Origin of the sequence: Haloglomus litoreum, from assembly GCF_029338515.1 — an archaeon.
Classification (GTDB): Archaea; Halobacteriota; Halobacteria; order Halobacteriales; family Haloarculaceae; genus Haloglomus; species Haloglomus litoreum.
This window is the reverse complement of the sequence record NZ_CP119988.1, coordinates 2,191,243-2,215,297: the sequence shown is the minus strand read 5'-3', so window position 1 is coordinate 2,215,297 and position 24,055 is coordinate 2,191,243. Positions and strand designations below refer to the sequence as shown.

The following is a 24,055-nucleotide window of genomic DNA, read 5'->3' as shown; positions in this document are numbered from 1 at the left end:
CCCGATAGATGGTTTATCTATCGGCGTCGCGACCCTCCGGAAGCGACTGGTCCCCCCCATCTCGGAGCACAACCCGCGCGAGCAACACGAGATACGTCGCCAGGCCCCAGATGCCTGCGGCGAGCATTCGGGGGTATCGACGTACGGCGAACGCCCCTGCGACGAGCGCGACCGCGCTCCCCCGGTTGACCAGCGGGCGTTCCCACAGCGACAGCAGTCGGTCGGGATACCGGAGGAACGCCCACTCCACCGCGAGGGCGGTTCCGACCCCGCCGAGCGCCGCGACGGGGTCCCGCAGTCGTCGGCCGGCCTCACTCCCCAGAATGCCGACGAGTCCGAGTAGCGCCAGGACGGCGAGTGTCCCATCGCGGGCCCGCGCACGGGCCACCCGTCGACCGACCCCCATCAGGCCGAGGCCGGTCTCGTGGCACGCGGCCGCCACGCGTGACCGATATCCTCCATCAGGAGGGCGTTGTCGAACGCCACCGCGTCGTCGGGCAGGCTGGTCTCGAAGAGACTGGCACCCACCGACTCGACGGCGAGCGGGGTGACCCCCCACTCGTCCGTGTCCAGTTCGACGCCCGCGAGTTCCTCGCCGTCCGGCGTGGGGCAGTAGCCGACCGCACCACAGCGATGATAGGCCGAGGCCTCGGCGACGGACTCGAACACGCTGTCGTCGGGGAGCGTTTCGGCCTCGGTCGCCGAGACGTGCATCGATACGTCGCTCTCGAGGCTCCGCATCGACAGCTCGTACCGCCCGTCACCCTCCGCGACGTCGAACTCGGCGAGGGACTGCCGCCCGACGGTCCGGCGCCCGACGAACCGGTTCAGCCGCGAGTCCGTGTCCCGTCGGGGGACGTACACACCCGATTCGCGTCCCCGGTCGGTCTCGTACGCCACACCGATACGGTGGGCGGCGTTCTCCGAGGCGAGACCACAGACCGCCGGGAATCCAGCCGGTCGCATCGACGTGAGCCGGATGCAGCAGATGCCGCCGATGGCGACGCCGTCGACCGTCCGTGGCTCGAAGCCGTCCGGCAGCAGGTCGGCCAGCGGCTCCGGGTCCAGCCTGAAGTTGACCAGGATGCGGCGGTCGATGACCCCGCGGAGGGACGGGAGGAGGCTCATATCCGGACCGTATCCCGCCCGGAGCATAGGCCTTCGGTGGACAGGGCCCGTCACCGCTCTGGGGACCCGAGGGATACGGGGGATTTAGCTCCCGCGAGCGTGGAGGCTCACGCAGAGATGTGCGCGCATGAACTCGGCACCTCGGACTGGGGCGACTGGCTGCCGCGCGAGGTGGCCGATACCGAGCCGGAGGGCGTCGATATCTGGTACCTGGGCTGCAACGGCTTCGTACTGAAGGCCGCCGACGGGACGACGGTCCTCGTCGACCCGTACTGCGGGGTCGGCGACCCGCCGCGGCTCGTCAGGATGGTCCCGGTGCCGTTCGACCCCGGCGCGTTCGCCGAGATCGTCGACCCGGACGCCGTCCTCGCGACCCACGAGCACTCCGACCACGTCCACGGCCCGACGCAGCGACCGCTCGTGGCCGGCGGGGCGGAGTACCTCGCACCGGACGACTCGCTGGCCGTGGTCGAGGAGGAGGGATGGACGGACGCGGAGGGCGTGTCCGACGACGACTTCCGCGAGGTGGCCGAGCGCGATACCGTCGATATCGGCTCGCTGACGGTCCACGTGGAGTACGCCGACGACCCGGACGCGACGCACCCGGTCTCGTACGTGTTCGAGCACGAGGCGGGGACGTTCTTCCACGGCGGCGACGCCCGACCGAGCGAGGAGTTCGCACGGGTCGGCCGGCAGCACGACCTCGACCTGGGGGCGCTCGCCTTCGGCTCGTCGGGGCGCCTGCTCGACCGGATGGCCGGCGGGCACGTCTACAAGCGGTGGTACTCCTCGCCCAACGAGGTGGCCGAGGCCGCCGACCAGCTCGCGCTGGACCGGCTGCTCCCCTCGCACTGGGACATCTGGAAGGGGCTTACGGCCGACCCCCGGAGCGTCCGCGACCACACGCGGTCGTTCAGTCACCCCCGGACCGTCGAGGTCGTCGAGATCGGCGACAGCGTCTCGCTCTGACCGGCGCGACCCCGTCGCAACCGGAGGCTCGAGCACGCTACCGTTCGGGCCGGAGACCCGTCGGTTCAGGGTACATTTATGGGACTGAGGTCGCAGGTTGATAGCACAGCATGAGCAACGCCGACTCAGAGGAGGTGAAAGTGGTGGTCGAGCGGGGGGGCGTCAGCGTCGAGAAGTCCTTCGAGCCCGATGATTTCCCCGTCCCGGCCATCGCGTTCGTCATCCACTCCGACCGCGAGGAGAGCACCGACATCCGGATCGTGGACCAGGTCCCGGACGACGTTCCGGCACAGGACATCGGGTTCCACCCCAAGTACGGGGCCGACTTCTGGAGCGTGGAGGACGACCAGATCGTCTTCGAGCGGGAGTTCGAGGCCGGTGAGGAGTACACCACCGTCTACGGCCTCCGAGCGAAGGACACCGACGACATCCAGCGGTTCCTGACCGAACCGTCCATCGAGGGCGTCGAGGGCGAGGAGAGCGTCAGCGACATCATCGGGGACGACGAGGAGACCGAGGACTCCGACTCCGAAGCGGATGGTCCGGACACGTCGCTGGATCTCGACGACCCACTCGATGCCGCCGACGAGAGCGACGCGGACGAGGCGGACACGGAAGGAGACGCGCCGAGGCCGGCGCAGGCGTCCGCCGACGACCTGGAGTCCGCCATCGCCAGCGTCGACACGGACGTCGAGGACGGGGAGACGGAGCCAGCCGCCGAGGACGACGGTGACATCGACGTTACCGTGGGCACCGCCGAGGACACCGCCGATACCGAGGAGGCGGCGGGTCATGGCGACGGTGCGGCCGAGGCGGTCGCGGTCGACGACCTCGCGGCGACGCTCGCGGCGCAGATCCGGGCGGGCGACGTGGCCGAGGAGGACCTCGCCACCCTCTCGGAGGCACTGGGCCCTGACATCGACGACCTGAGCACCGAGGCGGAGGTTCCCGGGCACGTGGAGGCGAAGCTGGACAAGCTCCAGTCCGACGTCGACGAGGTCGCCGCCTACACGGCGGCGCTGGAGGAGTTCCTCGACGACGCCGGGACGGCCGATGACCTGCTGGCGCTCAAGGAGGAGTTCGAGGATGTCCACGCGAGCGTCGAGCGCCTCGAGGGGACCGTCGATGCCGTCGAGAGCGACGTCTCCGCGGTGGACGACCGACTCGACACGGTCGACGAGCGGCTGGAGGCGGTGGGCCGGACGACGGACTCGCTGGACGACCGGGTCGACACCATCGAGACGGACGTGGCCGACCTCCGTGCCGACCTGAGGGCCATGGAGGACGAACTCGGCGACGACCTGGCCGACCGCGTCGCCGACGTGGAGGCCGAACTCGAGGAGATGGAGGACGACATCCAGACGCTCGACAACCTCCGGCAGGCGCTGGCCGGCAACTAAATCGGACGGCTTTTCTCCCGCAGTTCCGATTGCCCCTCCAATGACGACCGTGCAGGTCGCGGTGCCACGGAAGGGTCGCCCGCTGGAGGCCGTCCTCGAGCGCGTGGCCCATCACGCCGACGGCGCCGGTGCGGGCGACGCGACCGACCGCGTCGACGAGGTCATCTCCACGCTCCGGCTCGAGAAGGCCGTCACCAAGGGCGAGCGCGACCTCGACCGGTCGGTGTACGAGCGGCTGGCCGACTACTCCGACCCCGACAACCGGCACGCCCCCGAGTACACCCTGTTGCGGGACGCTCGCGACGGGTTCCCCCGCCGAGTGGTGTTCGACTCCCTGCGTGTGCCGACGCCGGCTGGCGAGGTGCAGCTCGTCGGGCGCGAGGAGCCGTTCCGGGCACTCCGCAAGCACGAGTTCGCGCTCGGCTTCGACTCGGCCGACCTCGTGCTGGAGGAGGTCGTCGGCCTCCGGCCCGAGCCCCTCGCCTCGCTGGCGGACGTGAACGCACGCATCGACCCGATGGACACCGACGTCCGCGTCTCCGGCGGGCTCGGCGATACGGTCTACCACACGCTGCTGGCGACGCCGGACGTGCGCGGTGACGGCGGCGACCCGCTGGACCGCTCGTTCGTCGCCGACTACGAGGGGCCGCTGTGCATCTCACCCCGCTACGAGCGGCTGGTCGAGGCGGTCCTCGGCACGGACGCGCTGGAGGGCATCGAGTTCACGTACACGGACCCCGAACTCGAGGAGGAGGCCGCCATCGCCGAGACGGGGCTCGGCGTCTACCTCACCGTGACGGGCTCGACGGCCCGAGAGCACGGCCTCCTACTGGGCGAGCAGCTGTTCCCATCGGAGACCGTCCTGCTGGAGAACGTCGCCGAACTGGGCGATTCGGCCCGGGCGCTGGCGGACCTGCTCATCGACGAGTCCGAGACGGAACTGGTCGCGCCCGCGACCGACTGACCCCCCGGGACCGCCCGGTCAGTCCGGTGCGATGCCCGTGAGGACCTTCTCCTCCGCCTTCCGCAGGTGCTCGCCGACCGTCGTCTTCGTACAGTCGAGTTCCGTGGCCAGGTCCTCGTAGGTCGCCCGACGTGGCTGTTCGTAGTAGCCCATCTCCAGGGCGGTGAGGAGGATCTCCTGCTGTCGGTCCGTCAGTTCGGCGAACAGCCGCGTCTGGTCGGGCTGGTAGTTCCCGGTCCGCTCGACGGTGTGGGCCACCGACTCCGGGACGGCGGCGATGGCCTGTCGGATGTCGGCCTCCTCCCCGACGAGCGTGAGCCTGATGCCGCCGTCGCGGGTGAACTCCAGCGGCGTGTCCACGACGATACCAAGCTCCCGTGGGATGCGCAACAGGCCGTCGACCGTCGGGCTGGGGTCGTGATGGGCGTAGACGAGGACGTTCCCGGCGATCTCGGAGATCTCGGAGGCGTCCGCATCGAAGTGTTCGTCGAGGAGCTCGGTGATGCGGTCGTGGTCGCCCGAGAGCTCGTAGAGCATGACGACACTACCGTCCGCCATCAACTCGAGCTGGTGGATGGCCTCCCGGGTGACCCCGGGGTCGTCGGCCACCACGCGACCGAACCGCGACCACCCCTCGTCCGGGTTGACGACCAGTTCGACGAACCGCATGAATCGTTCCCTCAGGTTCCGGTGCTCGCATGATAATCTTTTCCCGGAAGGTCGTGGAGTTGATTCAACCGAAGACGGACCGTGAACAGGTGTTCAGTCCGGCCCGTCGGTGGACCACTCCGTTGCCAGGAGGCCGTACACCGCCGTATCCCGGTACGAACCACCGGAGAACGCGTCCTCGCGGCGCGTCCCCTCGTGCGTGAAGCCGAGGCGCTCGAGGAGCCGGCGTGATCGGTCGTTGTCCGCGTAGACCTCCCCGGTGATGCGGTGCAGTCGGAGCTCCTCGAACGCGTGGGTCAGGAGGAGGGACATCCCCCGGTCGGCCAGGCCCGACCCCCGCACCTCCCGGTCGAGCAGGACCCCCAGTTCCGCGACACCGTTCGTGCCGTCGATGCCATCGAGTTCCACGAGCCCGACAGCCTCGTCTCCGGAGCAGACGAGCAGCGAGGCGCAGTCGGGGTCGTCGCCCCGGCCGAGCCAGTAGGACCGCTCGAACGACTCGGATGAGGGGGTGGCCTGCTCGCCCGTCGCGCGCCGGAGTTCCGGGTCGTTGGCCCATTCGGTCAACTGCGGGACGTCCGACTCCTCGATCGTCCGGAGCGTCAGGTCGCCACTCTCGTCCGCGAGGAACACTGCGCCTGGCATAATCCCCGATGCGCGCCCCGGGACAAAGGCGTTCGCCGTCGCGGTGGAGCGTCCTCCAGTACGCGCTCTCTGTCCGAAACGCGACACAGATCGGCGGGAGCCGACCCCACCATTGTGTATAGCGATATGCAGTTTACGAGTCGCGGCGGCGACGGAGCTGGCGGGAGTGGAATGAACGGGGACCGACAATTCAGGCCGTGAGCGAGTAGATGTTCGCCTCGTAGACCTCGCGGACGCGGTCGCCCCAGTTGTGCGTGTAGGTGTCGATGACGTCCTGGGCCACGTCGCCGCGGAGGTACTTGACGACGCCCCTGTCCCCGGTTCGGTCCCGAAGGTGGGTCGTGAAGAAGTGGCGGAAGTAATGGGGCGTGACGTTCTCCTCGGCGCCGCCGCCGGAGCGGTACCAGCCGGCCTCGCGGGCGTGGTCGGTGACGAACGACCTGACCATCTTCGGAGTGAGGCGGGCCCCCCACTCGTCCTTCGTGCTGCAGAACAGCGGCTCTGCGGGTGACCGCGCGTCGGGACGGACGGCGAGCCACCGCTTCAGCGCCGCTTCGAGTTCGGCGTCGACGGGGACCACCGTGGCCCGTTTGCGCTTGTTCGAGGCGGTCCGCTCCTCCCCGTTGTAGGGTTCGCCGCGCGAGGGTTCGCTGGGGACGTAGATCGAGTCCGGGCGGCCGTCGAGACCGCCACGCGGCGGCACGTCGAACGCCGCGCGGACCTCCTCGTCGGTCAGCGAGCAGTCCCGCAGGTCCAGGTTACAGAGCTCCCCGACACGCATCCCGGTCTTCAGGAGCGTGACGACCACGGCCTGCTCCAGCGGGTGTTCGAGGCCGGCGACGAACGCGCGCATCCGCCGGAGGTCGATCTCCCGGCGTGCAGGGTCCGTATCGATGGTCTCGTCCATCTCGTCGGTGACCAGGGCCATCGGGTTCCGATCGAAGGTCCCGACCTCGACCATGTACCCGTAGAACCGGTGGAGGTAGGAGGCGTACGAGGCGACCGTGCTGTCGGCGTACTCCCCGCGCAGGCGGTGGACCCAGGCCATGCAGTCACGGCGCGTCGCCTCGGCGAGCGTGGTCCCGCGCCCGTCCATGAACCGCTCCGCGGAGCGAAGCACCCGCTCGTACGCGTCCCGGGTCCGCTCGGTCTTGCCGTGGTAGGTCAGGTCCTCCAGGAAGTAGGCGACCGGGTCGTCGACGGCGCCGGTCTCGCCGGTTCGGGCCTCACTCATCCGCGACCACCGTGTACCCGCCGTGGCGACCGCTGTGTTTCACGCGCCCCGAGGTCAGGAGGTCGTCGAGCGTCTCCTCCAGGCGGTCCTCCAGGCCACCGGTCAGTTCGTCGACCAGCTCGTCCCACCCCAGGTAGTCGTCGGAATCGAGGGCTGCGAGGACACGCTCTTCGAGGCCGTCACCCCCAGGGTCGGACCCCGGTTCATGGCCTTCCTCGGGGTTGTGTTCGGTAACCCTTTCGCCCGGCGAGCCGCTTTGCCCGGTTTCGGTGTCCTGAGGGCTGTTCCCGGCCGTTCCGTCGAGGTCGAAGCTGCGGCGTCCGGCCTGGACCATCAGTCGGACGTACTCGCTACGGCTCACGCCCATCGACTCGGCCTCGGCCGCCCAGGTCGCGCGCTGGTAGGCCGGGATGTAGGTGCTCACCGAGACGCGTTCCGTCTCCGACCCGTCCGTGCTCATGTCCACCCCCTCGAGCGGGCCGCACTTCAATCTGCGTCAGACACGACGATAAGAGCAGTTATCACCGAATGTGGGGGCTCGAAACAGGCGATCTGTGGATTCATATCGTCCAATCTAGGGTTTCTAATCAGCTATCGGGCAGAACAGACGATAACTCATGGCCAGTCCGAGTCGTCCTCGTCGGGCACCGACGGGTCGGAGTCCAGCCTGGACCTGGGGTCGGGCGCCATCGCCCACCCGGCTCGTTCGGCTGCCTCCGAGATGGGGAGCACCTCCCACCCCTCGGCACTCGCGCCACCCTCGTCCGCGACCACGTACACGTACCGCTCGGTGTCGTGGTGGGTCCGCATGTGGTCGAGCGTCTCGACGGCGGGCGCGGGCTCCGGGGGGAAGTCGTTGCGCAACCCGTGCTCGCGGGTGAACTTCGTCAGCACGTACGGCGGCTGATCGGTCACCACGCCGAGGTTCTCGCTCCAGCGCCGGGCGTCCTCGAACGCCACAGCGGGCGCTGAGAGGCGCTTCAGGGCCGCCAGGTCGAACGCGAGCGTCAGTCCGGTCGCCACACCGGTACGCGGTGGTGCGTGCCCCTAAGCGTAGCGACCGCCGTCGGCAACCGTTGTTCGGACATGAACGTTTATGATGGTTCGGCCCTTCGGGAGGAGTGAAGACCGATGCTCGCTGTACCCGTACGCTACTGATTCTCCCCCTGGCCGGCAGCAGCATCGATGCGGAAGCGCACCCACACACCCAAGATACCGATGTACGACCCCAACGACACGGCCCCGATGGTTCCGATGACGACCAACCCGACGACCCACACGACGCGGACCGACGGTGGCGCGACGATCCGCCGCCGGCGATTCGAGCGCCCACCCGAGACGACGGGAACCGAGGCGAACCAGCACCGCGAGGAGATCGAGCCCGGTGCGGCCGACCTGCGATAACCGCGTAATCCACGAGATTTCTGTGCTTTCCCGGATTTCCACACGATAGTCGTTGTTCTATCCGATAATCGACCGTCGAGCCTGCGAGTTCGGCCCTGCGATTGTTTTTGGCAAACCTAAAACCTCAAGTGGGCGCTCACGAACGCGGGAGTATGAGCCAGCAGCAGGGCGATGCGTCGACGGCGGCGCCTGCCGACAGTTCCGACGAGGTGGCCGACGAGTTCACGTTCGACGACCTCAGCGTCGTGATGGGCACGTACAACGAGGAGGCCGCGATCGCGACCGTACTGGAGGAAATCGAGCGCGTGACCGACGGCCGCGCGGAGGTCGTCTGCGTGGACGGCTCCGACGACAGGACTCCAGAGATCGCCCGTGAGCACGGTGCGACGGTCGTCGAGCAGGAACCACAGGGGTACGGCGTGGCCGTCCGTGAGGCGCTGTTGACGGCCTCTCGCCCGGTCGTGGTGACGACGGACTGCGACGACACCTACCCGATGGACGCGCTCCCGGAGTTCCTCGACCTCGTGAACGAGGGATACGACGTCGTCTCCGGCGACCGCCTCTACTACGGGGCCGACGCGATGCCCGCGTTCAACCGCCTCGGGAACGCCGCGTTCGCCGCCATCGCCTCCGTCCTGATGGGCGAGCGCGTCCACGACACGACCACGGGGATGCGGGCGTACCGCCGCGAGGTCATCGAGAAGATCGAGTGGACCGAGAACACCGGCCTCTCCGCGGAGCTGCTCATCCGGCCGCTGATGCGGGGATACGAGGTCCGCGAGGAGCCCATCACGTACGCCGAGCGGGCCGGTGAGACGAAGCTCGACCCCATCCAGGGCGGTGCGGAGATCCTCAAGTCCATCGTGACGGTCTCGCTCGAAGAACGGTTCCGGTAGGGCGCGAACCCACGGTTCTGGGGCCGAATTATCATTCTCCATATATTACCTGGCAGCAAGGTGCGTCCGCTCTCGAACTCGTAAACCGCATCTCGCTATACAGAACTGGCGCGGGTCGCGCCGGTCGGCGATTGTCGGAGAGACGACACAGCGGCCCCGAGCAGCCGCTCCGCGGCAGGAGGCCGCGTCCGTCGGCAACGCCTTTGCACGTCGCCCGATTCAGGCCCGCCCATGGTGCTCTCCGAGCTGGGGCTCCCTGCCGGAGGGAGCTACTGGTTCGCTCGCTTCCTCGTCCGGCGGGGGCTGGCACTGATCTATCTGCTGGCCTTCCTCGTCGCGGCGTCCCAGTTCCGCCCCCTCGCCGGCGAGGACGGCCTCCGGCCCCTCCGCGGCTACGTCGAGCGCGCGTCGTTCCGCGAGCGCCCGAGCATCTTCTACTACGTCCCGTCGGACCGCGCCATCGCCGTCGGAGCCTGGGCCGGCGTCGGCCTCTCGGCCCTCGCACTCGTCGGTGCGCCCGCAGCCATCCCCGCACCGTTCGCGCTCCCGGCGTCGATGGCGCTGTGGTTCCTCCTCTGGGCGCTCTACCAGTCGTTCGTCAACGCGGGCGGCGTCTTCTACGGCTACGGCTGGGAGTCGATGCTGCTGGAGGCGGGGTTCCTCGCCATCTTCCTCGGCGACCCCGGGACGCCCGCGCCCGGGGTGGTCGTGTGGCTCCTCCGCTGGGTCCTCTTCCGCAACATGTTCGGCGCGGGCCTCATCAAGCTCCGCGGCGACGACTGCTGGCGCGACCTGACCTGCATGAACCACCACTACGAGACCCAGCCCATCCCCAACCCGCTGTCGTGGTACGCCCACCACCTGCCCGACCGCTTCCACCGCGCCGAGACGCTGGGCAACCACGTGGTCGAACTGGCGGTCCCGTTCCTGTACTTCGCCCCGCAACCGTTCGCCGCCATCGCGGGCGTCGTGACCATCGCCTTCCAGGGCTGGCTCATGCTCACGGGCAACTTCTCCTGGCTGAACGCGTTGACCATCGTCCTCGCGTTCAGTACCGTCTCCGATGGCGTGCTCGCGGGGCTCCTCCCGGTCGCCGCGCCGGCGACGACCGCGGCACCGCTCCCGTTCGTCGTGCTGGTGATCCTGGTGGCGCTGGTGGTCCTGGCGCTCAGCGTCCGGCCGGCGCTGAACACCATCTCGGAGACGCAGGTGATGAACACCTCCTACGACCCGCTCCACCTCGTCAACACGTACGGCGCCTTCGGCTCCATCACGCGGGACCGCTACGAGATCGTCGTCCAGGGGACGGCCGACGCGGAGGTCGGCCCGGACACCGAGTGGCGCACCTACGAGTTCCCCGGCAAGCCGACCGACCCCGAGCAGCGCCCGAGACAGGTCGCGCCCTACCACCTGCGCCTGGACTGGCAGCTCTGGTTCGCCGCGATGGCGCCGACCCCGCGTCGGAGCCCCTGGTTCCCACGGTTCCTCAGGAAGCTCCTGGAGGGTGACGAGGCGACCCGCTCGCTGCTGGCCACCGACCCGTTCCCGGACGAGCCACCCGAGTACGTCCGGGCGGTCCGCTACCGGTACGAGTTCACCTCGCCCGAGGAGCGGGCCGAGACCGGCCGGTGGTGGTATCGTGAGCGCGTGGGCTCGTACGTCCGGCCCGTCTCGGAGGCGGACCTCGGGAGTCGGCGGTACGGCGCGACGCTCGATTGACCTTCACCCGAAGATTCGTTGTCGAGCGACCCGCCGGCCGAGGTATGGAGCGGTTCGTCCAGTTCGTCGTCGCGGGCGGGCTCACGTTGCTCGGCGGCCTCTGGCTGGCCGAGTGGGCCGCCCGACCCTCCGCCGTCTGGGTGGCCGGGGTCGCGGTGGCCCTCCTGGGCTGTGTGGCGCTCGCGGTCGGCATCGGCCACGAGCTGGAGGTGGGCGCCGACCGCGGACGCAGGCGATGACCGGGCGCCTCAGAAGGGGACGGTGACACCCATCGCCATCGTACCCATACCGATGGCGGCCAGCCCGACGACGACGAGTCCGACGGCCAGGACGACCATCGCGGTCGTCCGGAGCCCACCATGTCCCCCGTCCGATTCGGACCAGGGCTCGCCGCCGGCTCGTCGACGCTGGCGGAACTCGCTGAACGTGAGCGTTTGCATCCCCTCGTGGCCGCACTCGTGACAGCTCCCCGGGCGGTCCTCGTACAGCTGGTCACAGCGTGCGCAGACGAATCCTCCCACCATGTGTGGTACTGACTACCCGTTCACCATCGTCCTGCTGCCGGAATCCACCGGGGGTTGAAGTATCTCCGGCGGACGCATGGTCGCCGACTGTCGGACCTCGGGGCCGAGAGCGGACACCGGCCGGTTCAGCGCAACGCCGTCAGTGCGCTGACCTGGCGCCCCTCGAGGGTATCGACGTGGCTCAGGATGGCATCACGCTTCCTCGGGGGGCCGTCGGTCCTCGTCGACGGCGCCGAGGTGCCGAGCGCCAGTACGGCCCCCATCGACGACGCGCTCGAGACCGAGGGGCACCTCACCGCACTGGCGTTCCTGGAGTAGCGGCGCCACCGTCGGACCGGGTCGCGGGCGAAGGGTTATCCCCTCGCCGTGTGGTGGATACCCATGCCACCACGAACGGCCACGTACGATTACGTCATCGTGGGCGCCGGGTCGGCGGGCTGCGTGCTCGCGAACCGACTGAGCGCGGACGACCAGACGACGGTGCTCCTGCTGGAGGCGGGCGAACCGGACGATCAGCGCGAGATCCACATCCCGGCGGCGTTCTCGGAGCTGTTCCACGGCGAGCCGGACTGGGACTACCACACCGAGCCGCAGTCCGAGATGAACGACCGCGAGCTGTACTGGCCTCGCGGCAAGACGCTGGGCGGGTCCTCCAGTCTCAACGCGATGATCTACATCCGCGGGCACGCCGAGGACTACGACGAGTGGGCCAGGCGCGGTAACGAGGGCTGGGGGTACGAGGAGATGCTGCCGTACTTCGAGCGTGCGGAGGACTTCCGCCCGGGACCGCGGGAGCTGCACGGGACCGGCGGGCCACTCGCGGTGAGCGAACCGCGCTCGCCACGCGCGCTGTCGGACACCTTCGTCGACGCGGCCGCGGCCGTCGGGTACGACCGCAACGACGACTTCAACGGCCCCCAGCAGGCCGGCGTCGGCCGCTACCACCTCACGCAGAAGAGGGGACAGCGCCACAGCACCGCCGCCGGCTATCTGAAGCCGGTCCTCGACCGACCGAACCTGACGGCCCGAACGGGTGCGCGTGCGACCCAAGTCCTCCTCGAGAACGGTCGAGCCACCGGGGTCGAGTTCCAGGCCGACGATATGCGGGTCCGAGCCGACGCCAACGAGGAGGTCGTCCTGTCGGCGGGCGCGGTCGACTCACCGAAACTGCTGCTGCTCTCGGGGATCGGTCCCGCCGAGCACCTCAGCGAGCACGGCATCGAGGTCGTGCAGGACCTCCCGGTCGGCCAGCACCTCCAAGACCACCTGTTCTCGTTCGTCGTCCACGAGTGCGAGGGCGGGTGGCACTCGACGCTGGACGGGGCTGGCGACCCCGTGGACCTGGCGCTCTACTTCGGCGCGAAGCGCGGGCGACTCACCTCCAACGTCGCGGAGACCGGCGGGTTCATCCACGCCGGGACCGCCGACGACCTCGACGCGCCGGATCTGCAGTTCCACTTCGCTCCGGGCTACTACATGCGCCACGGCTTCGACAACCCCGACGAGGGGCGCGGCTTCTCCATCGGCACGACCCAGTTGCGCCCGAAGAGCCGCGGCGAGATCCGCCTGGCCTCCGCGGACCCGTTCGACGACCCGGTCATCGACCCGAACTATCTCGACGAGGAGGCCGACATGGACGCGCTGGTCGAGGGCATCCGCCGCGCCCGCGAGATCGTGCAGGCCGAGCCGTTCGACGAGGTGCGCGGCGACGAGGTGTGGCCCGGCGAGGACCGCACCACCGACGAGGAACTCGCCGAACACGTCCGCGAGACCTCCCACACCGTCTACCACCCCGTCGGCACCTGCCGGATGGGGAGCGGCGACGACGCGGTCGTCGACGACGAACTCCGGGTCCACGGGGTCGACGGGCTGCGCGTGGTCGACGCCTCGATCATGCCGACCCTCACGGGCGGGAACACCAACGCCCCGACCATCGCCATCGCGGAGCGGGCCGCCGATCTCATCCAGGACTGAGCCGTTCGCGGGTCGGTCCTCGAGTCACCGCCCCGCGAGGAACGCTTCCGCCTTCGCCTCGCCCCGGTCCATCAGGTCGATCAGGAAGTCCCGGGAGCGGTCGAGCTTGCTCGGCTGGTCGAACCGCTGGTCGAGTTCGATGCGCCGGATGGTGGTCTGCGAGAACTCCGACTCGGGCAGGCGGCCGGCCGCGACCCAGTCGTTGACCTGCTCGATGAAGCGGAGCTCCTTGTTCAGCGAGATGTTGCCCGAGAGCTCGTTCCGACGGTCCGCGATCTCGTCGGGGGAGGTCGGGAGCCCCTCGCGGTCCTGGGGGTTGATCTGGACGACCCACAGCTCGTCGGGCTTGCGCTCGGGGGCGACGTGCATGAGGTCACGGACGGGCGGGTTCTGGCTGAACAGTCCGTCCCAGTGGTAGTGGCCGTGGATCTCGACCGCGGGGAACAGTTCGGGGACGGCCGCCGACGCCAGGACCGCCTCCGCCGTGATGTCCTGGTCGGTGAACGTCTCGAACTCGCCGCCGTTGATGTCGACCGTGCCGACGACGAGGTGGGGGTAGTCCCCGCGGTCGCAGAGGTCCCGTATCGTCGCGAAGTCGACGTGGCGCTCGATGACCTCGCGGAACTCCCGTTGTGCCCGCTTCGCCGACGGGAGGTAGTACGGGCTCACCCGCGGCACCGGGAAGCCGCTCGCCTCGACGCGGTTGAGCCAGACGAACGAGTCGTTGGTCCACCGCTCCGTCGGGGTCTCCGCAGCGATGTCGTCCCAGACGGCGTCGAGGAGGTCGCAGGCACGCCCGCTCCCGGCAGTCGTGAGGCCGTACCAGGCCGTGACCGCGTTCACGGCGCCGCCGGAGGTCCCCGAGAGGCCGACGAGCGTGTCGTCTTCCCGCCAGTTCCGCAGCAGACCCCGCAGGACGCCCGCGGTGAACGCCGTGTGGCTGCCACCGCCCTGGCAGGCGATGGCGACGTTCGCTCCATCGGCAGCGACGCCATCCAGAACTGCACTCGCGCCACCCGGGTCCGTGCGCTCCCCCTCACGGCTGCCGCCATCGCCGCCGTCACTCATACGTGGTGGTGTAGCCGCCGTCCCAGAGCATATCACCGCCGTTGAGGTGCTGGCCGTGGGACGAGAAGCCGAACGTGAACAGGTTGGCCACCTGCGCGGGCGTCATCATCTCCTTCGTCCGGGCCTGGCCCAGCATCACGTCCTCGACGACCTCGCTCTCGGAGATGCCGCGTTCCGCGGCGGTGTCGGCGATCTGGTTCTCCATCAGCGGCGTCAGCACGTACCCCACGGAGACCGAGAACGACCGGAGCGCACCCCCGCCCTCGGCAGCGATGGAGCGCGTCAGCCCACGGAGCCCGTGCTTGGCGGTGATGTAGGCCGCCTTGTCCTGTGTGGCGTAGTGGCCGTGGACCGAGCACATGTTGCCGATGGCTCCCGCACCGTCGTCGGAGTCCTGGATGTGTGGCATCGCGTGCTTCGCGGTGAGGAAGGGGGCACGGAGCATCACGTCCAGCAGGAGGTCGTACTTCTCCATCGGGAACCCCGAGATGGGCGAGATGTGCTGCATCCCGGCGATGTTGGCGACGTAGCGCAACTGCCCCGCGTCGGCGGCGGCCTCCACCATCGCGGCCACGTCCTCGTCGTCGGTGAGGTCCGTGGGGGCCTCGTGGAAGGCGCCCTCGTCGGCGAGGTCGGCCACGATGTCGGCGGTGCCGCCGAGGCCCTCCTCGTCGATGTCTGCCCCGACGACCGTGAGGCCGTTCGCCGCGAGCCCCGCGGCCGTGGCCCGGCCGATACCGGACGCGGCGCCGGTGACGAGGGCGACGTTGTCGGGGGTGAAGCGCGAGTCGTCCAGGGTGAGCAGCGAGTCGTCCGTGAGTTCGGGGTCCGGGAGGTCGGAGTCGGTCACAGGTGGACCGACACGCCGGGGTGACAAAACGATACGCCCGATATGCGAGGGGCCGGTCACCCGCTCGGGGGGAGCGCACCCGTCGCCCGGTGGGCGTCGGCGCGGTGACAGCAACGAGGGGGTCGCGCACACCCCCGCTACACCGAAGTACCCGGCCCGCGCGCCGGCACCCATGGACCCGTTCGTCGTGATCGGTGGTGACGCGGCCGGACTGAGTGCCGCGAGCAAGGCCAAGCGCGAGCAGCCAGAGCGCGATGTGGTCGTCTTCGAGAGGGGAACATGGGTGTCGTACGCCCACTGCGGGATGCCGTACTACGTGAAGGGCGAGGTGGACTCCCTGGCCGACCTGCTGTCGCTCACGCCAGCGGAGGTACGGGAGCGCGACATCGACCTCCGGCGCGAGCACGAGGTGGTCGATGTGGACACCGACCGGGGCACGGTGACCGTCGAGGGCCCGGAGGGGTCCCTGGAGCAACCCTACGGCCACCTGCTCGTCGCGACCGGCGCCCACGCCACGACCGACCCCATCGAGGGGTTCGACCTGTCGGGTTCGTTCACGATGCACAGCATGGACGCCGCGGCGGCCGTGCGTGCGTTCCTCACGCCACCCGACGAGCCGGTTCGGGGCGCCGACATCGAGTACGTCGACGCCGAGCGCGTGGCGGCGTTCGCCGGGCGGGAGCCGCCCGAGACGGCCGCCATCGTCGGCGGCGGCTACGTCGGCGTCGAGATGGCCGAGGCGTTCGCCGCCCACGGCCTCGACATCCACCTGTTCCAGCGACCGGACCGGCTCCTGCCGCCGTTCGGCGAGGACGTCGCCGAGGTGGTCGCCGACGAACTCCGGGAGGAGGGCGTCGAACTCCACCTCTCGACGGAGGTCGCGGCCATCGAGGGCGACGGCGAGGTCGAGGCCGTCCGCGCGAACGGGACGACCCACGACGTCGACATCGCGGTGGTCGGCATCGGCGTTCGCCCGAACACGAACCTGCTGACGGACACGCCGGTCGAGTGCGGTACGAGCGGCGCCGTCGTCGTCGACGAGTTCGGCGAGACGACGGTCGAGGGCGTCTACGCCGCCGGCGACTGCTCGGAGTCGCGCCACGTCGTCACCGGCGAGTCCGACTGGGTTCCCCTGGGACTGACGGCCAACCGCGAGGGCCGCGCCGTCGGTGCAACGGTGGCCGGGGCCCCGATGCCCGTGGGCGGCATCGCCGGCACCGCGGTCGTCAAGGCGTTCGAGCAGGGGTGTGGGCGGACGGGCATCCTCGACCACGAGCGCGCCCGGGACGAGGGGTTCGAGCCCGTCTCGGAGACGATCACGGCCGGTTCGCGCTCGGGCTACTACCCCGGGGGCGCCGAGACGACCGTGACGCTGTGTGCGGACCGTGAGAGCGGCCGCCTGCTCGGCGGCAGCCTCGTGGGCACGGACCGGGCGGCCATCCGCATCGACACGGTCGCGACGGCCCTCGAGGCCGGGATGACCGTCGGTGAGCTGGAGCGCTCGGACCTGGCCTACGCGCCACCCTTCAGCCCCGTCTGGGACCCGGTGCTCGTGGCGGCGAAGGTCCTCTCCGGAGAACTCTGAGGCGGGAGGCCGAACGCGAGAACGCGGAAGACGGGCCGACACAGCACGTAGAAGATGCCGATTCCCCCTCCTTGGTGAGTAAACACGTTTCCACCACTCAGTTGAACAATTCACCGTCGTATTTTCCGGATAAATGGATTGTTTCCGAGAGAGGTACGTCCCCACCACCGCTGCCACCACCGAGTCGCCGGCACTGCCGTCGTCGCCGCGCTCCCGGTTCGCTCGTCCCACCGAGGGCCGAGCGAAGGGGAAGGGGAAGGGGTTGGGGGGTGGGGGTGAGGGACTCTGCGTGGAGGCGCCCGCTGCCAGCGTCCCTCCTGCCCGGGTCGTGACCGCGATGCCGTAGGCGGCCGGGTCGTCCGGCCAACTGCCGGTCGTCTCCACACCGACGCTTCAGCTGCCAGCGCCCGCCCGGGCCGGCGTGTCGCCTGCGAGTGGCGGCGCAGCCAGACAGGACTGCGACGCGCACAGCCGACAGCCAGCCACCGCGGCGGTCACTGACGCGGGGCGCAGGGTTCCCTGCGGCCCCATCAGTACGAAGGACCCGCACCCGACTGTCGATACCGGCGAACTGTTCGGGCCCTTTTCACACGGGCGCGACTCGCCGCCCGGCCTCCGGCGGTGGGGGTGGCCGGGCGATACGGACGGACGTCGAGGACAGCGCAGGAACTGGCACGCAGAGCGAAGCGCGAGCACGGGAACGGGGGCGAGAACGGAACCGCGACGGGGACGGCGTGCGGGGGCGTTACTTCCGGGCGATGACGGTGCCGCCGGCGCCAACGGCGAGCGGAGTCGGCCCGTCGACGACGGACTTCAGGTTGTCGCCGGTGGGGGTGGCCTCCTGGGCCCACTTGCTGCCGTCACGGCGGAACACTGCGCCGCCCCCGCCGACCGTGTAGGAGACCTCCTCGACCACGACGTCCCGGAGCTGTGCGTCACCGAGGTCCGTGCGGGTCCACTTCGAGCCGTCCCACTCGAGGACGGTGCCGCCACCACCGACGACCGTCACGTCGTCGAACGCGCCCGAGTCGACGCCGTAGAAGTTGTTGTTGGCGTCGGCGACGCCGATCCCCTCGTAGGTCCCACCGTCGCCGGTCTCGAAGACGGTCTTGTTGCCGTCGACCGCGTGGCCGTCACGACCCGCGAAGAAGTCGATGGCGTTGACCGCCGAGCCGCTGCCGGGCGTGGTGTAGTTCCAGGTGCCCGTCAGGCCGCCGTCGAAGGAGTTGTAGATCTTCCCGGAGTCGCCCGCGACGTAGACGTTGGTCCCGTTCGGGGTGGTCACCGTGCTGACATCGTTGAAGTTGTTGGTCACGTCGTTGGGCGCGGAGTGGTCCTCCAGGTTCCCGGTCTCGACGTTGTACATCCCGATGGCGCCGGAGGACCCGACGAACCAGAGGCAGGAGCCGTGACAGGAGGTGTCGGAGCCGTAGAGGGAGTTGCCGTTGCCGGTCGGACCGCCGTCGACGACCTTCGTCCAGCCGGTCTCGTCGCGCCGGAGGACGACGCCACCGGCACCGACCGCGTAGGCACCCTCGCTGGTGTACTCCACGTCGTAGAGGGTGCTGCCGGTGGGGGTCTCCTCCACCGTCCACTCGGCGCCCGCGTCGGCGGCAGCGGCGCTTCCGACGACGGTCGTCGCGACCGCCGTCCCGGCGATACCTCGCATGAACGAACGTCGGGTCGTGTTCCGGTTCATCGCATTCCCACGTAGCGGGTGAAGGGGACAGTCGGTTCCGGCGAACAGTTCGGCCGATTTTATGTATCGGTAATCGCCGGAGGGGGCCGAGATTCCGACTGAATGGATGGTGCAATCAGTCCGGCATCGCGAACGCCTGCCGGACGAGTTCGCGCTGGACGGCGCGGAGGTGTTCCGAGAGCGTGGCCTTCGCGATGCCGAGTTCGTCGGCCACCTCGGCCGCGGATGGGCCGTCCGGGTCGAAGTAGCCCCGCTCGACCGCCGCGCGGGCCACCTCCCGCTGCCGGGCGGTCAGCTCGTCGACGTCGAGGATGGTCGTCTCGGAGGCCGCGGAGACGCCCTCCGGGGCGTCGTCGCCCGCGCGGATGAGCTGTTCCAGTTCGACCACGTAGTCGGCGGCGCCGAACGACTCGATGACACGCTCGACCTCGCGGGTGTCCAGCGCCGCGAACGAGCAGCGCAGCGCGTCCCCCTCCCAGCGCGTGTGGTACGGGTCGATGGGGAGGAAGCCGAAGCCGTGTCCGAGACAGTGGCCGTGACCGCAGGCGGTCGGCACGTCCCCGTCGGTCCGTGCCAGCGAGGGGAGTCGACAGACCGTGCCATCGCCCGCGCGGACGATGGGGTGCGCGCCGAGGTCGACAAGCCGCTCCTCGGGCGCCGACTCCACCACCACCTGCGGGGCCCGGCTGTGTTCACCGGGCGAGACCAGCTCGCGGATGCCGAACTCCCCGGCCAGGCGCGTGATTGGACAGTCTCGGACCGGCCGGATCACGACCCGGGCGTGGACGGCGTTCGAACTCGCGAGCGGGGACGACGCCGGCTTCCTCATGCGTGATACTCCGGTGTGTCTCTTGTGATAAAAGGGTTCCCGGAACGGAGCGTTCAGTCCGGCCTGGGCAGGTCCACACGCCGGTTGGCCCACGAGGTCAGTTCTCCGAGCGCGTCCCTCTCGGCCTCGCTCACAGCCCCATCGCCGAGGTCGCCGTCGAAGGCGTTTGCCACGATGACCTCCGCGTCCGCGCAGACATCGAACAGCGGCGACGGGTCGCCCGTCGCCTGGAAGGGGATGGTCGCGTCGTTGACGAACACCGCGCGGGCGGGCGGCGTCGCGTCCAGAAGACGGGCCGCGTTCCGCGCGTTGGCCCGTGCGAGCGCCAGCGCCCGGTCCGGGTCGCCCTCGCTCTCGGCCCGCGGCGCGTGCGCGACGAGCGTGCCGGTCCACGCCACGCGGGGGACCTCGAACCGGTCCAGCCGACCGCCGAGGACGCGCCCGTCCCGGACGACCGTCGGCGCGAAGTCGAGGACGACGACCCCGCCGCGACCGTGGCGCGCGACGTACTCGCGGAGCGCAGCGGCGGTCCGACGAGTCTTGCCGGCGTTGGAGGGGCCGGTGAGCAGGGTCGTCCCCGACGCCGGCACGTCGGGGGCGAGCGGGTCGGGAGACACGTCAGTCGGCGGGTTCGGCGGCCGGCGACTCGCCTCGCCGGAGTACGAACTTCGCCCCGAGCGCGACGGTGGCGACCCCGACGACGGCAGCGAACAGGACCGACAGCGCCGCCACGGGTGTGACCGACTCCATGAGGCCGACGACCATCTCGCGAACGGAGTTGCCGGCGGCGAGGGAGACGATGGCGAAGACGGCGAGACCGGCGGCGGTGAGCGCGGTCGAGGGCCGGCGTTCGGCGCTGCCGAGATGGAGCAGGTAGAGCACCAGCGCCAGCGCGAACGGCGTGCCGACGGCACCGATGACGAGGGCCTGCGCGAGCAGCGGGACGAAGTTCCCGGTGACGAAGCCGCCGGCCGCCGAAATCAGGGCGGTCGCCGCCAGCAGGCCCCGGTAGCGCGCGTCCTCGACGGTCGTGCCCCAGCCGAGTTTGTCGGCGACCAGGAACGGCGGAACGACCGTGTTCCCGCCGAGCGTCGAGACGGCGGCCCCGAGGATGCCGACGAGGAACAGGGTCACCGCGGCCTCCCCGACGACCGGCTCCAGCGCGGCCGCCGCTGCACCGGCGGTCGGCGTCACCGCCTGCCCACCGAGCGTCCCGGCGACGACGAGGAAGATGGCGATGCTGTAGAGGCCGAACGCGACCAGCATCGACGCACCGGCGTCGAACTTCGCGAGGCCGTAGTCGTCCGCGTCCCACTCGCGGGCCCGCATCGTGTACGTGTGCATCGTGAGAAGCGTCACGTGGACCGCCCCGCCGAGGACGCCCGTGATGGCGGTCGCCGAGCCCGAGGGGACCGAGGGAACGAGGCCACCGACCGCCGCCCCCGGGTCCGGCGGAACGACCACCAGCGTCGCGATGAAGACGAGGACGACCGCGGTGACGACGAGCTTCGCGCCGACCTCGGCCACGCGGTAGCCGCCGCCGGCGAGTCCGACGGCCAGCACCACCGCCCAGACCACGGCCCAGACCTCCGTACTCAGCCCGAGCAACTGCGCTGAGATGGCCGCCAGCGTGAACATGATGAGCAACTGCGCCACCATCGAGACGATGACCGTGTCCGCGACGAGCAGCCAGGCCCAGCCCTCCCCGAGTCGGTCCTCGACCGTCGCCACGATGCCCTGCTCGGTGAAGGTCCCGAGGCGTGCGGCCAGCAGCAGGCCCACGAAACCCGCCGGCGCCGACAGCAGGACGACCCACAGCAGGTCGTAGCCGAAGCGAGCCGCCAGCACCAGCGAGCCGATGGTCGCCGGCCCGGCCGCGATGGCACCGGCCAGCCACGCTGGACCCATGTCGCGCAGCCCGTCGCGTATCTCTGCCGTGTCCATATCGCCGTCTCCGGACCTTCGCGCCTTAACGCTTTGCACACAGTGGTACTACTCGGTGGCAGCACGGGAGCAGGTGGAATCGTCGGCTGCTGGATTCGGGGCTCGGCACGCTACGGACGCGTCGCTGGTCGGTCCGTGCATCGAAAGAAGGTCGCGTCTCGCTTGGTGCCCGCCGACCTACCGCAGGCCGGGAACCTTGTTGATGAGGCGGAGCGCGTAGTTGACGCCCTTCGCGTAGAGGCCGTACGGGACGCCCGGCGGCGCGGACATCGTGCCGGCCTGCTGGAGCGTCACGTTCTGGGACTCGGTGTACTTGAGCAGGCCCTCCGAGGCGTGGCGGCGGCCGATACCCGAGTTCTTCATCCCGCCCATCGGGGCGTCGGTCGCGGCGAACGCCGCGGCGTAGCCCTCGTTGACGTTGACGGTGCCACACTCGATCTGCGAGGCGAGCTCGACGCCGCGGTCGTAGTCCTCGGTCCAGACGGAGCCGTTGAGCCCGTACTCCGAGTCGTTGGCCCGCTCGAGGGCCTCCTCCTCGGTCGAGAACTCGTAGACGCCGACAACCGGGCCGAACGTCTCGTCACAGCACGGGAGGCTCTCCTCGGGCACGTCGGTCAGGATGGTCGGCTCGTAGAACGACGGGCCCACGTCCGGGCGGGCGGTGCCGCCCGTCAGCACGTTCGCACCCTTCGCGCGGGCGTCCTCGACGTGCTCCTCGACCTTCTCGAGGTGGTCCTCGCTGATGAGACAGCCCAGGTCGTAGGAGTAGTCGTAGCCCGTGCCGAGTTCCATCGCCTCGGTCTGGCGGACGAACTCCTCGACGAACTCCTCCTTGATGGACTCGTGGACGTAGAGCCGCTCGATGGAGATGCACAGCTGCCCGGCGTTGGTGAAGCAGCCACGGACCAGCCCCTCGGCGGCCTTCTCGATGTCGGCGTCCTCGCAGACGATGGCGGGGTTCTTGCCGCCGAGCTCCATCGAGGACTTCGTGAGTTTCTCGCCGGCCTTCGCCGCGAGCATGCTCCCGGTCTCGGAGGAGCCGGTGAACGCCAGGAAGTCACACTCGTCGATGAGCGGGTCGCCCAGTTCCGGCCCGTAGCCCGGAACGATCTGGTAGAGGTCGCTCGGCAGACCGGCGTCCTCCAGCAGTTCCTTCGACTTCAGGGCGCTGTACGGCGTGTCCGGGGCCGGCTTGATGACCACCGCGTTGCCCGCGAGCAGCGCGGGGATGGCGTCGGAGATGGTCAGCGAGAGGGGGTAGTTCCACGGCGTGATCATCCCGACGACACCGACGGGCTGGTGGTACTCCCAGGTCTTCTGTGCGCCCGGGACGGCGGACTTCTTGCGCTCGCGCGCCAGCAGCCCCTCCGCGCGGTGGCCGTAGTAGCGCGCGTTCATCGCCACGTCCATCACCTCCTCGTGGGCGTGCTTGCGTGACTTGCCCGTCTCGACCTGCACGACGTCGAGGAACTCGCCGTCGCGGTCGAGGGTCATGTCGTGGGCCTCGAGGATGATCTCCGCACGCTCCTCGACCGGCCGGGCGGCCCACTCCTCTTGGGCCTCGCGGGCGCGCTCGAACGCCTCGCGCACGTCGGCCTCCTGGCACGCCGGGAGCGTGCCGATTGTGTCACCGGTGAAGGGCTCGGTCACGTCGAACGTCTCGGTCACGCCGTCGGCCAGCGTAACGTACTTCCCCAGTCCCGCGATGCGCTCGTCCGACTCGGCCGTCTCGAGGTCGAACTCGCCCGCCTGTTCGCTAATGGTCATATGCAGAAGGGGGGGCCGAGAGTCCTTAAGCCTGTAGCACGGTACGCGGGGCTGTATTAACCAAGAGGCGTCCCGTTGCCGACCACTGCGGCCGGTCGGTCGAGCCGGTGGGCCCCGGACCCGTGGGAAGATTGATATCAGATAATGGAAAATGACACCACATATCATGAACATCTTCGGCGCGGAGTTCACGACCGACACGCCCCCCGAGGGGGACGGCGAGATCGGAGCCGAGACCCCGTCCGAGCCCATCTCCATCCAGACGTTCGGTGGAAGCGACGCCTCCGACATCCTCACCGACGACTTCCTCCGGACGACGGTGGCGCGGCACGTGGAACCCGACGGGGAGATAGCGGAGACCATCCGCACCGTCCGGGGCGAGTTCGCGTCGATACAGCGCGTCCTCGAGACCCGTATCCTCCGCTACGACGCCAAGCTGGACGTCGCGTTCGAGGACGAGGAACTGCTCGTCTACCGGCTCGAGCGGAGGGTCGACTTCGAGTACATCCTCGACTTCTGTGAGATCGATCACTCCATACTTCGGGACATCATCCGCGAGCTGATGGTGGCCATCGCGGCCGACCGGGCGGCCACGGCTCCGGAGTATCCGCTCGTGGTTCGAAAGCCGATTGCGTTCCGCGCTGGCGAGCGTCACGCCCACGCCCGCCGCTTTCCTCGGGACACCCGGAACGACTGAGCGGGACCGGGACACTTTCACCCCGAGGACGGCTCCACTCGATGATTGCTCCCGGTGGGCCTGTTGTCGAGATATCCCCTCGGCTGACGC

The 24,055-nt window shown here is 69.6% G+C and carries 26 protein-coding genes; 11 read left to right on the top strand and 15 right to left on the bottom strand.

The annotated features are described in order from the left end of the window. Nucleotides 1-13: 13 nt before the first annotated feature. Together P2T62_RS11025 and P2T62_RS11020 are read right to left on the bottom strand one after the other, a co-directional pair. Nucleotides 14-442 carry a hypothetical protein gene (locus P2T62_RS11025; protein WP_276261446.1) on the bottom strand — a complete coding sequence of 143 codons (429 nt, stop codon included), beginning with the start codon at nucleotides 440-442 and terminating at the stop codon, nucleotides 14-16. After that, on the bottom strand, nucleotides 406-1,128 hold the full coding sequence (locus P2T62_RS11020; RefSeq protein WP_276261445.1) for a DUF2071 domain-containing protein: 723 nt from the start codon (nucleotides 1,126-1,128) through the stop codon (nucleotides 406-408). The genes P2T62_RS11025 and P2T62_RS11020 overlap by 37 nt, the downstream gene beginning before the upstream one ends. 117 nt (nucleotides 1,129-1,245) lie before the next feature. Here P2T62_RS11020 and P2T62_RS11015 point away from each other — a divergent pair, with 117 nt between their 5' ends. The 3 genes from P2T62_RS11015 (at nucleotide 1,246) to P2T62_RS11005 (ending at nucleotide 4,461) form a co-directional block, all read left to right on the top strand. Then, the gene (locus tag P2T62_RS11015) at nucleotides 1,246-2,097 is read left to right on the top strand and encodes an MBL fold metallo-hydrolase (protein ID WP_276261444.1); all 852 of its coding nucleotides are present in this window, start codon (nucleotides 1,246-1,248) and stop codon (nucleotides 2,095-2,097) included. Nucleotides 2,098-2,207: 110 nt separating this feature from the next. Beyond that, complete coding sequence (locus tag P2T62_RS11010) at nucleotides 2,208-3,497, top strand: hypothetical protein (protein ID WP_276261443.1); 1,290 nt, start codon at nucleotides 2,208-2,210, stop codon at nucleotides 3,495-3,497. Between the two features lie 40 nt (nucleotides 3,498-3,537). Then, a complete protein-coding gene (locus P2T62_RS11005) occupies nucleotides 3,538-4,461 on the top strand; it encodes a phosphoribosyltransferase HisG-related protein (protein ID WP_276261442.1) in 924 nt (307 codons plus the stop codon). A gap of 18 nt (nucleotides 4,462-4,479) precedes the next feature. Here the strand turns inward: P2T62_RS11005 and P2T62_RS11000 are convergent, their stop codons facing one another. The 5 genes from P2T62_RS11000 to P2T62_RS10980 all read right to left on the bottom strand — a co-directional run bounded on the left by P2T62_RS11000 (nucleotide 4,480) and on the right by P2T62_RS10980 (nucleotide 8,032). Then, nucleotides 4,480-5,130 (bottom strand): helix-turn-helix domain-containing protein, encoded by a 651-nt coding sequence (locus P2T62_RS11000; RefSeq protein WP_276261441.1) that lies wholly within the window; start codon nucleotides 5,128-5,130, stop codon nucleotides 4,480-4,482. 93 nt (nucleotides 5,131-5,223) lie between these two features. After that, the gene (locus P2T62_RS10995; protein WP_276261440.1) at nucleotides 5,224-5,775 is read right to left on the bottom strand and encodes a GNAT family N-acetyltransferase; all 552 of its coding nucleotides are present in this window, start codon (nucleotides 5,773-5,775) and stop codon (nucleotides 5,224-5,226) included. Between the two features lie 190 nt (nucleotides 5,776-5,965). Continuing rightward, the gene (locus P2T62_RS10990; protein WP_276261439.1) at nucleotides 5,966-7,009 is read right to left on the bottom strand and encodes a tyrosine-type recombinase/integrase; all 1,044 of its coding nucleotides are present in this window, start codon (nucleotides 7,007-7,009) and stop codon (nucleotides 5,966-5,968) included. Continuing rightward, nucleotides 7,002-7,469: a DUF5805 domain-containing protein gene (locus P2T62_RS10985; RefSeq protein WP_276261438.1), complete on the bottom strand. Its 468-nt coding sequence runs from the start codon at nucleotides 7,467-7,469 to the stop codon at nucleotides 7,002-7,004. Before P2T62_RS10985 ends, P2T62_RS10990 begins: the two co-directional genes overlap by 8 nt. A gap of 155 nt (nucleotides 7,470-7,624) precedes the next feature. Then, nucleotides 7,625-8,032 carry a DUF7124 domain-containing protein gene (locus P2T62_RS10980; RefSeq protein WP_276261437.1) on the bottom strand — a complete coding sequence of 136 codons (408 nt, stop codon included), beginning with the start codon at nucleotides 8,030-8,032 and terminating at the stop codon, nucleotides 7,625-7,627. Between the two features lie 195 nt (nucleotides 8,033-8,227). On the opposite strand from P2T62_RS10980, the gene P2T62_RS10975 reads away from it, so the two are divergent. The 4 genes from P2T62_RS10975 (at nucleotide 8,228) to P2T62_RS10960 (ending at nucleotide 11,267) form a co-directional block, all read left to right on the top strand. Further along, complete coding sequence (locus P2T62_RS10975; RefSeq protein ID WP_276261436.1) at nucleotides 8,228-8,413, top strand: hypothetical protein; 186 nt, start codon at nucleotides 8,228-8,230, stop codon at nucleotides 8,411-8,413. 248 nt (nucleotides 8,414-8,661) lie between these two features. Further along, nucleotides 8,662-9,309: a dolichyl-phosphate hexose transferase gene (locus P2T62_RS10970; protein WP_420028452.1), complete on the top strand. Its 648-nt coding sequence runs from the start codon at nucleotides 8,662-8,664 to the stop codon at nucleotides 9,307-9,309. 231 nt (nucleotides 9,310-9,540) lie between these two features. Next, nucleotides 9,541-11,028 carry a lipase maturation factor family protein gene (locus P2T62_RS10965; protein ID WP_276261434.1) on the top strand — a complete coding sequence of 496 codons (1,488 nt, stop codon included), beginning with the start codon at nucleotides 9,541-9,543 and terminating at the stop codon, nucleotides 11,026-11,028. Nucleotides 11,029-11,072: 44 nt separating this feature from the next. Beyond that, a complete protein-coding gene (locus tag P2T62_RS10960) occupies nucleotides 11,073-11,267 on the top strand; it encodes a hypothetical protein (RefSeq protein WP_276261433.1) in 195 nt (64 codons plus the stop codon). A 9-nt stretch (nucleotides 11,268-11,276) separates the two neighbouring features. Here the strand turns inward: P2T62_RS10960 and P2T62_RS10955 are convergent, their stop codons facing one another. Then, entirely contained in the window at nucleotides 11,277-11,552 is a 276-nt protein-coding gene (locus P2T62_RS10955; RefSeq protein ID WP_276261432.1) for a hypothetical protein, read from the bottom strand. Nucleotides 11,553-11,738: 186 nt separating this feature from the next. Between P2T62_RS10955 and P2T62_RS10950 the strand changes: the two genes are divergently transcribed. Beyond that, nucleotides 11,739-11,870, top strand: coding sequence for a hypothetical protein (locus tag P2T62_RS10950; RefSeq protein WP_276261431.1), 132 nt, complete (start codon nucleotides 11,739-11,741; stop codon nucleotides 11,868-11,870). Nucleotides 11,871-11,933: 63 nt separating this feature from the next. After that, nucleotides 11,934-13,526, top strand: coding sequence for a GMC family oxidoreductase (locus P2T62_RS10945; RefSeq protein ID WP_276261430.1), 1,593 nt, complete (start codon nucleotides 11,934-11,936; stop codon nucleotides 13,524-13,526). Nucleotides 13,527-13,550: 24 nt separating this feature from the next. Here P2T62_RS10945 and P2T62_RS10940 read toward each other — a convergent pair whose 3' ends face one another. Both P2T62_RS10940 and P2T62_RS10935 read right to left on the bottom strand, forming a co-directional pair. Further along, nucleotides 13,551-14,594, bottom strand: coding sequence for a patatin-like phospholipase family protein (locus tag P2T62_RS10940; protein WP_276261429.1), 1,044 nt, complete (start codon nucleotides 14,592-14,594; stop codon nucleotides 13,551-13,553). Further along, nucleotides 14,587-15,444: an SDR family oxidoreductase gene (locus tag P2T62_RS10935; RefSeq protein WP_276261428.1), complete on the bottom strand. Its 858-nt coding sequence runs from the start codon at nucleotides 15,442-15,444 to the stop codon at nucleotides 14,587-14,589. The genes P2T62_RS10940 and P2T62_RS10935 overlap by 8 nt, the downstream gene beginning before the upstream one ends. 172 nt (nucleotides 15,445-15,616) lie before the next feature. On the opposite strand from P2T62_RS10935, the gene P2T62_RS10930 reads away from it, so the two are divergent. Next, on the top strand, nucleotides 15,617-17,029 hold the full coding sequence (locus P2T62_RS10930; protein ID WP_276261427.1) for an FAD-dependent oxidoreductase: 1,413 nt from the start codon (nucleotides 15,617-15,619) through the stop codon (nucleotides 17,027-17,029). A gap of 745 nt (nucleotides 17,030-17,774) precedes the next feature. On the opposite strand, the gene P2T62_RS10925 is transcribed toward P2T62_RS10930, so the two are convergent. From P2T62_RS10925 to P2T62_RS10905, 5 genes are all read right to left on the bottom strand, one after another. Then, entirely contained in the window at nucleotides 17,775-18,698 is a 924-nt protein-coding gene (locus P2T62_RS10925; protein WP_276261426.1) for a beta propeller repeat protein, read from the bottom strand. Between the two features lie 145 nt (nucleotides 18,699-18,843). Continuing rightward, entirely contained in the window at nucleotides 18,844-19,557 is a 714-nt protein-coding gene (locus tag P2T62_RS10920; protein ID WP_276261425.1) for a helix-turn-helix domain-containing protein, read from the bottom strand. A gap of 53 nt (nucleotides 19,558-19,610) precedes the next feature. Beyond that, nucleotides 19,611-20,174: a hypothetical protein gene (locus P2T62_RS10915; protein WP_276261424.1), complete on the bottom strand. Its 564-nt coding sequence runs from the start codon at nucleotides 20,172-20,174 to the stop codon at nucleotides 19,611-19,613. A 1-nt stretch (nucleotide 20,175) separates the two neighbouring features. After that, nucleotides 20,176-21,501 carry an NRAMP family divalent metal transporter gene (locus P2T62_RS10910; RefSeq protein WP_276261423.1) on the bottom strand — a complete coding sequence of 442 codons (1,326 nt, stop codon included), beginning with the start codon at nucleotides 21,499-21,501 and terminating at the stop codon, nucleotides 20,176-20,178. A gap of 177 nt (nucleotides 21,502-21,678) precedes the next feature. Beyond that, nucleotides 21,679-23,268, bottom strand: coding sequence for a succinic semialdehyde dehydrogenase (locus P2T62_RS10905; RefSeq protein WP_276261422.1), 1,590 nt, complete (start codon nucleotides 23,266-23,268; stop codon nucleotides 21,679-21,681). Nucleotides 23,269-23,434: 166 nt separating this feature from the next. On the opposite strand from P2T62_RS10905, the gene P2T62_RS10900 reads away from it, so the two are divergent. After that, nucleotides 23,435-23,965, top strand: coding sequence for a hypothetical protein (locus P2T62_RS10900; RefSeq protein WP_276261421.1), 531 nt, complete (start codon nucleotides 23,435-23,437; stop codon nucleotides 23,963-23,965). The last annotated feature ends 90 nt before the right edge of the window (nucleotides 23,966-24,055 follow it).